Origin of the sequence: Nocardioides sp. LHD-245 (genome assembly GCF_030929495.1) — a bacterium.
Classification (GTDB): domain Bacteria; phylum Actinomycetota; class Actinomycetes; order Propionibacteriales; family Nocardioidaceae; genus Nocardioides.
Window position 1 is genome coordinate 173,742 of sequence record NZ_JAVFWN010000009.1, and the last position, 12,037, is coordinate 185,778.

Here is a 12,037-nt window from a genome sequence, read left to right on the forward strand (position 1 = left end):
GTCAGAGCCTCTCCCCTCGGGCGCGGAGCTCGGCCACGACGGACTCGATCCCCCGCTGGTCGATGGTCTTGACCCCGCGGGCGGAGACCCGCAGCGTCACCTTCCGTCCGAGGGACGGCACCCAGTAGCGCTTGCGCTGGATGTTGACGTCGAAACGGCGTCGGGTACGCCGGTGCGAGTGCGAGACGTTGTTACCGAAGGCCGGTCGCGCGCCGGTGACCTGGCACACCTGGGACATCGTCTTCTCCTTCTCTCGGAGCATGTGTCATGATTGAGAACGATTCTCATTCTAATCACGAAGGGCACAGGAGATGAAACAGGGCATCCACCCCGAGTACGGACCGGTCGCCTTCCGCGATCGCGCCACCGGTGACGTCGTCCTGACGCGGTCGACGCTGGCCGCGCGGACGGACGGGCCCACGATCGGGCTCGACGGACGGACCTACCCGGTCGTCGACGTCGACGTGAGCGTGCACAGCCACCCGTTCTGGACCGGCCAGGGCCGGGTCGTCGACAGCGAGGGTCGGGTCGAGGCCTTCGAGCGCCGCTACGGCCGGCGCAACGTCGAGGAGCGGCCATGAGGGTGCCTGTCGTCCTCCTCTCCGGCGTCGACCCGGACGCGATGGCCACCACGATGGTGAGCCTGCAGTTCGGCCTGCCCGACGCCGTCGCCGTACGGCACGAGATCGATCCGGAGCGCGGTCTGCTCACCCGCACGGTCAGCGACCTGTCCGGCGTCGTGGAGACCCACGAGTCGCTGCTGGAGCACGCCTGTGTCACCTGCGCCATCCGCGAGGACATCGTGCCGACGCTGGAGCGGCTCGCCCGCGACGGCCGCTGGCACAGCATCGTGGCCCACCTGCCGGTCGGGGCCGAGGCCGGCCACCTGTGCTCGGTCCTGACCTGGGACACCCGGCTCGCCCGCTTCCTGCGGATCTCGACGGTGGTCACCGCGCTCGGCGCGCGCCATCCGGTGCGCGACCTGCTCGGCGACGACCTCCTCGCCGACCGCGGGCACCATTGCGCACCCGACGACCGCCGCGGCGTCGGCGAGGTGCTGGCCGCGATGGTCGAGTACGCCGACGTGCTGACCTTCGACGACGACGTCGACCCGGTCGCACGCGGCCTGGTCGAGACCCTCGCCCGTCCGGGTGTCGCGCTGCTCGAAGGCGGCCACGGCCTCGAGAGCCAGCAGCTCCTCGGGAGCCTGCACCAACGCGGACACAGCGACGCGTGGCTCAGCCCGACCCGGTCCGAGGCGCTGCCCGACGTCATGACCGAGGGCGTGTGGCAGGTGGACCTGCAGTCGCTGCGGCCCTTCCACCCCGACCGTCTGCTGGAGTCCCTCGAGCTGATCGGCGGCGGCACGCACCGCTCTCGGGGCTGCTTCTGGCTGCCGACCCGGCCCGGACGCGCGGTGGAGTGGGACGGCGCGGGCGGCCAGCTCAGCATCGGCGACCACGCCGGCTGGGGCCGGCGGACCCCGTTCACCAGGATCGTGCTCACCGGCGTCGGCGCGGCCCCCGCGCACCTGCGGCCGGCCTTCGCGGACCTGCTGGTCGCCGAGGGCGAGCGCGGCTCCTGGTCCGTCGGCGAGGACGGCTTCGAGCCCTGGCTCGGGCCGATCCGGGAGGTGGCCTGACATGGCAGTGCCGAAGCGCCGTACGTCGCGCAGCCGGAGCCGGCACCGCCGGGCGCAGTGGCAGGCGACCGCGCCGGACCTGGTGCCGGTGACCATCGACGGTCGCACCCACCGGGTGCCGCGGCGGCTGATCGGCGCCGTCATGGACGGGCTGGTCGATCCGGAGACCGGACGGAGGACGAGGCGATGAAGGTACGCAACTCGATCCGGTCGCTGAAGCGTCAACCGGGCGCCCAGGTGGTCCGCCGGCGTGGGCGGATCTACGTGATCAACAAGCAGAACCCGCGGATGAAGGGCCGCCAGGGCTGACCCGGGCCCGGTCCTCGGGTACCTGAGGACGGCACCCGAGACCGATGTCCGGCACGATCGGCCGACCTAGCGTCGAGAGCATGATCCGTCGTCCCCTCGCCGCCGTCCTGCTGGCCTGCTACTCCGTCGTCGTCGCCCGGCTCACCCTCGCCGACCCGGCGGCGGGCCGCTGGGCCTTCGAGCTGGCCGACGCGGCCGCATGGCGGGCCAGCGACGGCCGGCTCGAGTGGAGCGAGACCGAGGTGATCGCGAACGTCGCACTCTTCGTACCGGCGGGCTTCCTGCTCGCGGTCCTGCTCGGCCGGCCGCTGCTCGCGGTGGCCGTGACGGTGCTCGCGTCGGCCTGCATCGAGCTGGCGCAGCAGCGGTTCCTCCCCACCCGGGTGCCGTCGCTGGCCGACGTCTGGCACAACGGTCTCGGCGGCCTGATCGGGGCGGTCCTCGCCGCTCCGTTCAGCCAGGTCGGCGCCCGCGCGGCCGGTCGGCGCAGTCGCCGCGCCGGATCCGTGGCTCAGCGCGCTGGGCAGTACTGAGCGAGCCAGTCACCGAAGGCGCCGACCACCCCCGACACCGAGGTCGCCCGCCCGTCGTCCTCCAGCGCGCCCGGAACGGCGTCGCCGGGGAGCGTGTCTCCCAGGGAGTCGTAGACACCGGAGATCTCGATGCGATAGCCGGTGCGTACCAGCGGGCTCATCGACGCCGGTACGCCGGTCGCGACCAGGTCCGCCGCGGCGGCGGCCAGCTCCTGGGCGCCGGTCTCGCCCGGCTGGGCGAGGTGCTGCCCCTGCGCCGCGGCGAGCCGGCGGTAGCCCGCACAGAACGCGTCGTCGCTCGGAACCGGCGCGGCCGCCGGCGGCCCCTCCGACAGCCCCTCTGACAGCCCCTCCGCCACCCCGGCCGTCGCCCCGGCCCCGTCGTCTCCCCCGTCGCGTCGACCGAGGACCAGCAGGAGCACCAGGACGGCGACCAGGACCATCGCGAGCGCCCAGCGGGACAGGCCCCGCACGGGAGCCTGCTCACTCATAGGGCCGCTTCGGGGCCGCGGTCGGAACCACCTCGGCGACCTCGAGGACCGGCGCGTCGGTGGCGCCGATGCCCTCGCCGGTGCCGCTCACCCAGGTCCCGACGACCTCGACCCACTGCTCCTCGGCCGGCACCTCGGAGCCGTCGGGCCCGGCGGCGCGGACCCGGAAGGCGAGCGCGTCCGCCGCGCAGCAGCTGATCGAGAGCCGGGTGACGTACCACCCCTCGTCGTCACGGGTGACGAAGCCGACCAGCCGGACCTGGCGATCGGTCAGCACCTCGGGGTACACCGAGGCGTAGGCGACGAACTCCGAGACCAGCATGTCGTTCACCTCGCCCGTGGGCAGGGGCGCCACCGCGGCCTTGTCGAGCCGCACCGCGGCCACGTCGTTCGCGCGGCGCTCCGCGACGTAGGCGCCGAGGGCCGGGGGCTGGACGACGAAGGCGACCACGACCGGGAGCAGGAGGGCCCACACCGCGGGCGACGCCTGATCGTCGTCGTGGCTGCGGCTGAACACCGCGAGGAAGGCGAGCGCCACCATCGCGACACCGCTGACGACGAGCGGCCACTTCATCCAGTCGTTGACGTAGCGGGCGTACTCGTCGGTGGCGCCCACCCGCAGGGCGACCGCGCCGATCGCGGCGAGGACGACGGCCTGAGCGTTGCGGTTCACAGCAGCACCCACCCGACGAGGGCGGCGATGACGGTGGCGACCACCAGGACCAGCGGCACGAACTGCGCGGCGAAGCTGCGGCCGAACTGGCCCGCCTCCATCGCGGCGAGCTTGATGTCCATGACGGGACCGACGACGAGGAAGACCAGCTTCGCGGTGTCGGAGAACGAGGTGAGGCTCGCGGCGACGAAGGCGTCGGCCTCGGAGCACAGCGCGACGAGGAAGGCGAAGGCGGCGAGCACGACGATGGCGACCAGCCACTGCCCGGCGACCGACTCCACGATGCTCACCGGGACCAGCACGTTGACCGTAGCCGCGACCATCCCGCCGATCACGAGGAAGCCGCCGGCGGGGAGCAGGTCGTGCCAGGCCGCGCCGACGAACCGGCCCCACCTCGTGTCCCTGCCGTGGGCGTGGCGGATCTCGGTGATCCGGGGCAGGCGCAGCGCGGGCACCCGGCCGGCGACGCCGACATAGATCCAGCCGATCACCACCGCCACCAGCAGGGAGGCGACGAACCGGCCGACGACCATGTCGGTGCGGCCCTGGAAGGCGACCGCGGTCGAGATGATGACGGCCGGGTTGATCGCGGGTGCGGCGAGCAGGAAGGTGAGCGCGACCGGCGCCGGTACGCCGCGCCGGGCCAGCCCGGAGGCCACCGGCACCGCCGCGCACTCGCACGTGGGCAGGCCGATCCCGGCGACGCCCGCGACCGGCACCGCCAGCGCGGGGTTCCTCGGCAGGACCCGTGCGACGACCCGCTCGGACAGCAGAGCGGAGATCAGGCCCGAGAGGACCACGCCCAGGACGAGGAACGGGATCGACTGCACGACGATCGCGAGGAAGACGGTGGCCCAGGTCTGGAAGGCCGCGCCCTCGAGGCGGTCTCCGAGAAGACGTTGGACCGGGACAGCGGCGACCAGGAGGCCCAGCACCAGCCAGACCTGAAGGTCGCCGCCGGACCGGGTCGTGGGCGAACGGGTCGTGCTCATCGCCCGGAGCGTAGTGCCATCAGGTTACGAACGGGAATCATTGTCAACAACAGGACATGGCCGGCCACGGCGCTCAGCGCCGTACCCGGACCCGCGCCGACCGATCACGCCCGGCGGTGACCCGGTCGTCACCCCGATAGACCACGGCGACCCGCTTCGTCCCCGGCGGAACGCTCCTCGCGATCCGCACCCTGATCCTGACCCGGCCACGCTCGTCGAGGTGCACGATGCGGACCCTGCCCGCCAACCTGACCCGGACCACCCCCGAGGGCACCGTCACACCGGCGCGCACCCGCACCCGCACGACCACCGACCCGCCGCGCCGGACGACCGGGCGCGACACCCTCACCTTCAGCGCCGGTGCCGCCTTCACCGCCGGGTCGGCGCCCGGCGCCGGTCCGGTCGGCGCCGGACCGGTCGGTGCCGGCCCCGTCGATGCCCCCACCGTGAGCGTCACCTCCGGCGACGGACCGTAGGCCACCTCGCCGGTCGGCGTGACCACCGACACCCGGTACGCCGCACCGTCGTCGGCCGCCGCGGCGACGAAGGACAGCTCCGCACCGCTCTCGCCCTCCAGCACCGACCACTCCTCGGAGTCCGCTGTCCGACGCTCCCAACGGTGCCCCGTCAGCACCGTGGATCCGTTGGCCGGCAGTACCCTCGCCAGGGCGACCTGTCCGCCCTCGACGTACGACGTCTCCCCGCCCACCGTCGGCTGCTGACGCGCCGGCGAGCCGTGGTCGTCCACGTGGATCGTGCGGGTCTCGGACACGGCCGGCTCCAGGGCGGAGTCGGCGTAGGTCAGCACGGCGCGCACCTCGACCCCGTGCAGCGCCTGCTCCGCGGCGGCCTCCCACACGTCTTCCTCGACGCCGGGCATCGGCACCCACTCCCCGAGGGCCCCGTCCGCGCCGGGCCACCTCCACTGCCAGGCGAGGTCGTCGCCCTCGAGCGGCGCGGGATCGACCGTGAGCGCCAGCCGGACGGCGTCGCCCTGGTGATAGTGCTCGGCGAGTGTGCCGAACTCCAGGATCTGCGTGGTCAGGTCGTCGGTGACGTTGACGGGCATCGCGGCCGACTCCTGGGCGAGCACGCCGTGGTTGTAGAGGCTCAGCCGCAGCGATCCGCCGTCGTGCTCGGCCCTGGTCAGCGCCGGGCCGGCGAGGCCGGGCAGGTCCTGCTGCTCCTCGCCCCACACCACGGAGCTCTCGCCCCGGGTGAAGGTCCACGTGTAGGTGAGGTCGTCCGACTCCCGCTCGGGATAGGCGACGGACTCCAGCTCGACCCGGCCGCCCTCGCGGTAGAGGTTGCGGTGCCCCTCGACCTTCAGCTCGCGGTGCCCGGTCAGGACCGGGTGGAACTCCGAGCGGGCGACGTCGACGCCGTCCTTGACGACGCTCACCACGAGCGGCTCGGCGTACGGCTGGGTCTGCGGGGCGTTCGCGACGAGCTTGAGCCGCACGGTCCGCTTCGTCTCGTCGTCGTAGCTCGCCTCCCAGTCCCAGACCTGCAGGCCGTAGTGGGCGGCGTACCAGGGGAAGCCCCACGAGAACGTCTCGCCCTCGCCAAGCTCGCGCCCGGTCGCTGTGAACTCGATGACGTCGCCGGGGAGCAGCGGGTCGGCCGCCTCCCCGACCTGGGTGACGACCGGGCGCGCACCCTGGTGCTCGACGGCGACCGGCAGCCACGGCGTCGTGTTCAGGGCGGTGCGGGTCGCGGTGTCATAGAGCTGCAGACTGATCTCGGTGTCATCGGCGAGCGCGTCGAGGACGCGGGTGTAGGTCGCGCTCGTCGTCGACTGCGGCACGAGGATCTCGGCGCTCCCGGCGTTGCGTACGCGCCACCGGAAGACCTGGTTCTCCCCGAGGGTCACGCCGACGGCGGCTGCGCTCAGCGTGTCGCCCGGCCGGTACGAGGGCTGGACGCCGGCGATGCGGAGGTCGCCGGCGGTCGCCTCGACCGCGAGCGTCACCGCCGGCGACGGACCGTAGGCCACGGCGCCGTTCGGCTTGACCAGGGACACCCGGTAGCGCGCGCCGTCGTCGGCCGCGGTGGCGGTGAGCCCGAGCGTCTCGCCCACCTCGTCCGCGAGCGTCGTCCACTCCTCGGAGCCGGCCGCCCTCCGCTCCCAGCGGTGCTCGGTCAGGACCGTCGGCCCGTTCTCCGGCAGCTCACGCGTCAGGGTGGTGGTCTCCCCCTCCATGACCGAGATTCGCCCCGTGATCGTGGGCTGCTGTCGCGCCGCGGCGCCGTGATCGTCGACCTGGATCGTCACCGGCTCGGCGACGATCGAGTCCTTGCCCCCTGCCGCGAAGTCGAGGATGACCCGCACCTGCACGCCGTCGAGCGCCTGCTCGGCGGTGAGCCGGTGCTGCTTCCCCGATGCGGCGGGGAAGGGCTCCCAGTCACTGTCGGCCCACTTCCACTCCCAGCGGATCTCGTCGCCCGGCAGCGGCTCGGGCGCCACGGTCGACGCCAGACTCACGGCGTCCCCCTGGTGATAGTGCTCCGCGAGCTGGTTGAGGAAGAACAGCTGGGCGTCCGGATCGTCGGTCACGTAGATCCGCACGGCGGGTGTCCTGAACGCCTCGACCCCGTCGGGCGTGAGCACCCGCAGCCGCAGGTAGCCCTTGTCGTGATCGGCGACGTTCACCGCCTTCTCCAAGGTCGCGGGGCTCTGCGAGCCCGCGGCCCACACGACCGTGCTCGGGTCGGCGGCGGCGAAGTCCGGCAGCTTGCTGAACTGCCATTCGTAGGTGAACGCGTCGCCTGGGCGGACCGGATAGATCTGGGCGCCGAGCTCGGCCGTCGCCCCTTCGAAGTAGAGCGTCTGCAACCCCTGGACGGGCAGCTCGAAGTTCGCCGCCTGCACCCGGTGCGGCTCGGATTGGCGCACCGGTACGCCGTCGCGCAGCACCCGCACCGCGACGTCGTAGTCGTTCGCGTTGTCGCCCACCCGCTTGATCGTGACCGAGGCCGGATCTGGGTAGGCCGCGGTCGAGCCGGAGACGGCGAGGCGGGTCGACCAGGTGACGCCGAGACGGTAGACGAACTCCGTGGTCTCGCCCCCCGCCAGGTCCAGCCCGCCGGCCTCCAGGCGGTAGAGGTCTCCGGGATAGATCGGGCCGCTGCCGCCGACGCGGGTGAGCGAGGGCCGCTGGCCCGCCTGCTCGACGTGCACCGGATACCAGCCCGCCTGAGCGACGGTCGAGCCGCTGCTGCACGTCGCGTTGGCGCACTGGCGCACCGCGACGCTCAGCTCGTAGCCGTCGTCGGAGGCGCCCAGCACCGGCGACCGGGTGTACGCCGTCGAGGTCGACGTCTGCACGTTGAGGCCGGAGCTGGTGGAGCCGATCGGACGCCACAGCCAGCGATACATCTGGCTCTCCGCCAGGGTGACCCCGACGACCTCGGCGCTCAGCAGGTCGCCCGGCAGGTAGGACGCCTCGACGCCGGTGACGGCGAACGGCACCCCGCCCTCGTCGGTGACGGAGACCGTCACCGGCTGCGAGCTCGAGGTCGCCGCCAGGTTGGCGACGTTCGGGACGAAGACCGCCGTCACCTCATGGGAGCCGATCGCCAGGGCGTCGACGGTGAGCGCTGCCGCACCGGCGACGACCCCCTCGTGACCCAGCACCGTCGTACCGTCCCGGAACTCGACGGACCCCTCCACCGTCGCCGGGGAGACGGACGCACCGAGTTCCACGGGCGTGCCCACCGTGACCGTCGACTCGCCCTGGATCTGCACGGCGGTCTCGGTCGCCACCTGCTCCGGCAGCTCACCGACCACGAAGGTGTAGACCGCGGTGTCCGCCACCGGGGCACCGGAGACCGTCCCCGACGCCTTGACGGTCAGGTGGTAGATCCCCGGCGCGGTGAACGCCCAGTTGGCGTGCATGTGCGAGCGACCCACCAGGTCGAATGCCTTGACGTCCTCGTCGCTCGACCACTGCCGTACCGGGCCGTCGATGTCGTTCTGGTAGACCTCGACGTCGCCGGGACCCGCCACGTCGACCAGGGTCATCGTGGTCGTGTTCGCGTCCAAGGTCCCGTCCGGGACGGACTCGGTCGAGAACCCCGGCCACAGCTGGTCGGTCGCGAAGTTCTGCGGCGCGATCCACACCTCGGTGCCGGCCGGCGCGATGAACGGCCAGCTGGCGGGCGCCGGACGCTTGGAGTCGTCGTCGACGTGGAACCACACCTGGTCCGCCCCGTAGCGGGTGTGCGGGCCGGGCGTGTCAACCTTCGTCGCCAGCGTCAGCGCGCCGTCCTCCCAGAAGGTCGCGATCGCGTCGGTGTGGACGTCGGCGATCACCCGCCGCTCCACCGGCGACGGCGCCGGGCCCGCGGCGGCGGAGGCATCCGCCGGCAGGGCGCCGAGGAGACCCAGCGCGAGCGCCAGCGTCAACAGCAGGCTGACGGGGGAGAGACGAGCACCCTGGGCGGGCGCGGGAGCAGGTGACATCGACACGGTCCTCGTCATCGGTCGCAGCAGACAGCGGAACCGACCAGGCAGCCCGAGCAGGCGTGGTCGGAGGACTCGACCGTAGAGGTTATTGAGAATGATTGTCAATCTCAATGGCCGAGCGGCGTTGGGGCACGCTGCTGCTCGACGGCGTCGGGCGACGCGGGGGGACGGGTTCATCACGGTACGTAGGTCAACCGGAGCTTCTGCAGTGGAGCTCCGCTACAGAAGTGGCGCTTCGCCTACATACCGTGATGAACCCGCGCGCAGAGGGGCTACAGGACCGCAGCCGACCCGGGCCTCGTCGCTGGGGTCCGCTCCCGGCCGCGGGCGAGGACGGCGAGGACCCCGTGCCGCGGCGCGGCGAGCCAGGCGAGCAGGAAGGCAGCGGCGAGCACCAGCACGATGGTCGCCCCCACCGGCAGGTCCCACGACCACGACACGTAGAGCCCCACCGTCGCACCGACGACCCCGACCACCGGGGCGAGCACCATCATCGCGCCGAGCCGGTCGGTCAGCAGCCGGGCGGTCGCCGCGGGCGCCACCAGCAGCGCCAGCACCAGGACGTTGCCGATCGTCTGGACCGACATCACCACGGCCAGGGTCACCAGGACATAGAGGACCAGGTCGTGGAGGAAGACCCGCAGGCCGAGGGCTCGCGCCATCTCGCGGTCCAGGGTGACCGCGACCAACCCGTGGTGGAGCAGGAACAGGACGGTCAGGACCACCAGGCCCGTCCCGGCGATCACAACGAGGTCGCGATCCGGCACGCCCGCGATCGAGCCGAAGAGGAACTGCTGCAGCGAGCCGGCGTACCCGGGAGCGCGGGAGATGATCACGACGCCGAGGGCGAAGGCGGCGACGAAGAAGACGCCGATCACCGAGTCCTCCTTGAGGCGCCGGCCCTGGCTGAACACCGCGATGAGGACGGCGGTGAGGACGCCCGCGACGGTGCCACCGACGATCAGGTTGCCGGACAGCACGAACGCCACCGCCAGGCCGGGGAAGACAGCGTGGGCGACGGCATCGCCGATGAACGCCATCCCCCGCAGGACGACGTAGCAGCCGACGACGCCGCACACGATCGACGACATCATCGCGACGGCGAGCGCCTTGGGCAGGAAGCGCAGGTCGGGATTGGTCAGGTCGGCGAGGAAGTCGAGCGGACTCATACCGTCACCCCCGCCGCCAGGACCCGCAGGAACGGGCTGTCGACGCCGACGCCGAACGTCTCCGACCAGGCGTCGGGACGGGCCCGCAGCTCGGCGGCGGTCCCGGTCGCGACCACCGTCCGGTTCAGCAGGACGACGCGCCGGCAGGCGAAGAGCGCCGAGCCGATGTCATGGGTCGTCATCAAGACGGCCCGGGCCTCCCCGTTCGCCCCGTCGGCGAGGCCGGTGAACATCGTGAGGAGCGACTCCTGGGTGGGCAGGTCGAGGCCGGTGAACGGCTCGTCGAGCAGCAGCACCGACGGATCGAGCGCCAGCGCCCGCGCCACCAGCACCCGCTGCCGCTGGCCGCCGGAGAGCTCCCCCACCGGCCGGCGGCGCAGGTCGGTCATGGCGACCAGCCGCAGCGCCCGGTCCACCGCCCTCCAGTCCGCGACACCCGGCCCGCGGCCCGGGCGCAGTCCCCCGGCCCGGCCGGTGAGCACGACCTGCTCGACCGAGATGGGGAAGTCCCAGGCGAACTCGTGGCGCTGGGGGACGTAGCCGATCTCAGCACGCCGCCGCCGGAGCGGGTGGCCGTCGATGAGCACCTCGCCCGCACGCACGCGGGTGAGGCCGAGGATGGCCCGCAGCAGCGTGGTCTTGCCCGCACCGTTGGGACCGATCAGACCGACCAGCTCGCCGGGCCGGAGGTCGAGGTCCAGGCCGCGCAGCACCGGCCGGCCCCCGAGATCGACCTCCACACCGCGCACCCGCAGCCCCGCGCTCATCCGTCCGCTCCCTCGTCGGCCAGTGCCCGCGTCCGGGTACGACGACCGCGCGCGACCACGGCCAGCAGCATGCCGGCCAGGGCGACCGCACCGGCACCGACGGCCCACAGCCAGGCCGGCGTACCGTCCCCGGTCTCCTCGGCGGCCTCCGGATCCGCCGCGGCACCGGAGTCCGGCGTCACCGGCCCGGGGGCGGCCTCGGCGTGGCGGGCCTGCTCGGGATCGGTGCCGTCGCCGACGGCCATCCGCAGGGTGCCGGTGGTGGTCTGCTCGGTGCCGTCGACGAAGGTCGCGGTGGCCGCGATCGACACCAGGTAGGCGCCCGGCTCGCTGAACACCCAGTTGGCGTGGGTGTGCGTGTTGACGTCGACCCACAGGTTCTGGGCGGCGGCGCGCCGGTCGAGATCACGCGAGTCCCAGAGCACGTCGGGCTCGCCGAAGCCGCCGTCCTGGAGATAGACCACCAGGTGCCCGGGGCCGTCCACGCCGCGCAGGGTCAAGGTGACGCCACGGTCGACGGTCTCCAGCACCGACGGGTCCTGGGTGTTCCAGCCGAGCCAGACGACGTCGAGGTCCTGGGTCTGCGGGACCACGTGCACGCCGGCTCCGGGGTCGACGCCGAGGAAGGCGTACGCCGGGTCGTCGGGCACCTGCTGGACAGCGGCGTCACGCACCCGGATCACCGCATGCTCCAGCGGACGCCAGACCGAGCCCTCCAGCCGGGTGTCGTCGTGCACCATCAGCGTCCACTCGCCGGGGGCGCCACCACCACCGACCAGACGCGGCCCCAGATCGACGTGCCCAGCCTCGAGCACGACGTCGTCGGTCGCCACCTCCTGGTCGGGGTCGATGGTCTGCTGGAGAGCGCCGTCCTCCGGCGGCACCGTCGGCGTCGGGTCTCGGGGGGCGGCCGCAGCCGCCGGGACGAGTGACAAGGACAGCGCGGCGACCAGCACCACGGCCCGCCAGCGGTTCAGGACGGGCCCCGTCAAG

Annotated in this window: 13 protein-coding genes; 5 read left to right on the forward strand and 8 right to left on the reverse strand. The window is 72.8% G+C overall.

Features of this window, described 5'->3' with window-relative positions:
* Position 1 precedes the first annotated feature (1 nt).
* Positions 2-238, reverse strand: a complete 237-nt coding sequence (gene rpmB, locus RB608_RS14430; protein WP_308088674.1) for a 50S ribosomal protein L28 — start codon at positions 236-238, stop codon at positions 2-4.
* Between the two features lie 73 nt (positions 239-311).
* On the opposite strand from rpmB, the gene RB608_RS14435 reads away from it, so the two are divergent.
* From RB608_RS14435 to RB608_RS14455, 5 genes are all read left to right on the forward strand, one after another.
* Positions 312-581 (forward strand): type B 50S ribosomal protein L31, encoded by a 270-nt coding sequence (locus RB608_RS14435; protein WP_308088675.1) that lies wholly within the window; start codon positions 312-314, stop codon positions 579-581.
* A complete protein-coding gene (locus RB608_RS14440) occupies positions 578-1,642 on the forward strand; it encodes a GTP-binding protein (protein WP_308088676.1) in 1,065 nt (354 codons plus the stop codon). The genes RB608_RS14435 and RB608_RS14440 overlap by 4 nt, the downstream gene beginning before the upstream one ends.
* 1 nt (position 1,643) lies before the next feature.
* Entirely contained in the window at positions 1,644-1,832 is a 189-nt protein-coding gene (gene rpmF / locus RB608_RS14445; protein WP_308088677.1) for a 50S ribosomal protein L32, read from the forward strand.
* Positions 1,829-1,951, forward strand: coding sequence for a type B 50S ribosomal protein L36 (gene ykgO / locus RB608_RS14450; protein WP_204837680.1), 123 nt, complete (start codon positions 1,829-1,831; stop codon positions 1,949-1,951). Before rpmF ends, ykgO begins: the two co-directional genes overlap by 4 nt.
* Positions 1,952-2,031: 80 nt before the next feature.
* Positions 2,032-2,484: a VanZ family protein gene (locus RB608_RS14455; RefSeq protein WP_308088678.1), complete on the forward strand. Its 453-nt coding sequence runs from the start codon at positions 2,032-2,034 to the stop codon at positions 2,482-2,484.
* Here RB608_RS14455 and RB608_RS14460 read toward each other — a convergent pair.
* From RB608_RS14460 to RB608_RS14490, 7 genes are all read right to left on the reverse strand, one after another.
* A complete protein-coding gene (locus RB608_RS14460) occupies positions 2,463-2,975 on the reverse strand; it encodes a hypothetical protein (RefSeq protein WP_308088679.1) in 513 nt (170 codons plus the stop codon). The genes RB608_RS14455 and RB608_RS14460 overlap by 22 nt on opposite strands.
* Positions 2,968-3,648: a TIGR03943 family putative permease subunit gene (locus RB608_RS14465; RefSeq protein ID WP_308088680.1), complete on the reverse strand. Its 681-nt coding sequence runs from the start codon at positions 3,646-3,648 to the stop codon at positions 2,968-2,970. The genes RB608_RS14460 and RB608_RS14465 overlap by 8 nt, the downstream gene beginning before the upstream one ends.
* Entirely contained in the window at positions 3,645-4,640 is a 996-nt protein-coding gene (locus RB608_RS14470; RefSeq protein ID WP_308088681.1) for a permease, read from the reverse strand. Before RB608_RS14470 ends, RB608_RS14465 begins: the two co-directional genes overlap by 4 nt.
* A 73-nt stretch (positions 4,641-4,713) precedes the next feature.
* Positions 4,714-9,123: a choice-of-anchor M domain-containing protein gene (locus RB608_RS14475; protein ID WP_308088682.1), complete on the reverse strand. Its 4,410-nt coding sequence runs from the start codon at positions 9,121-9,123 to the stop codon at positions 4,714-4,716.
* Between the two features lie 257 nt (positions 9,124-9,380).
* On the reverse strand, positions 9,381-10,277 hold the full coding sequence (locus RB608_RS14480; RefSeq protein ID WP_308088683.1) for an anchored repeat-type ABC transporter permease subunit: 897 nt from the start codon (positions 10,275-10,277) through the stop codon (positions 9,381-9,383).
* Positions 10,274-11,044 carry an anchored repeat-type ABC transporter ATP-binding subunit gene (locus tag RB608_RS14485; protein WP_308088684.1) on the reverse strand — a complete coding sequence of 257 codons (771 nt, stop codon included), beginning with the start codon at positions 11,042-11,044 and terminating at the stop codon, positions 10,274-10,276. Before RB608_RS14485 ends, RB608_RS14480 begins: the two co-directional genes overlap by 4 nt.
* Complete coding sequence (locus tag RB608_RS14490; RefSeq protein WP_308088685.1) at positions 11,041-12,036, reverse strand: choice-of-anchor M domain-containing protein; 996 nt, start codon at positions 12,034-12,036, stop codon at positions 11,041-11,043. The genes RB608_RS14485 and RB608_RS14490 overlap by 4 nt, the downstream gene beginning before the upstream one ends.
* Between the last annotated feature and the right edge of the window lies 1 nt (position 12,037).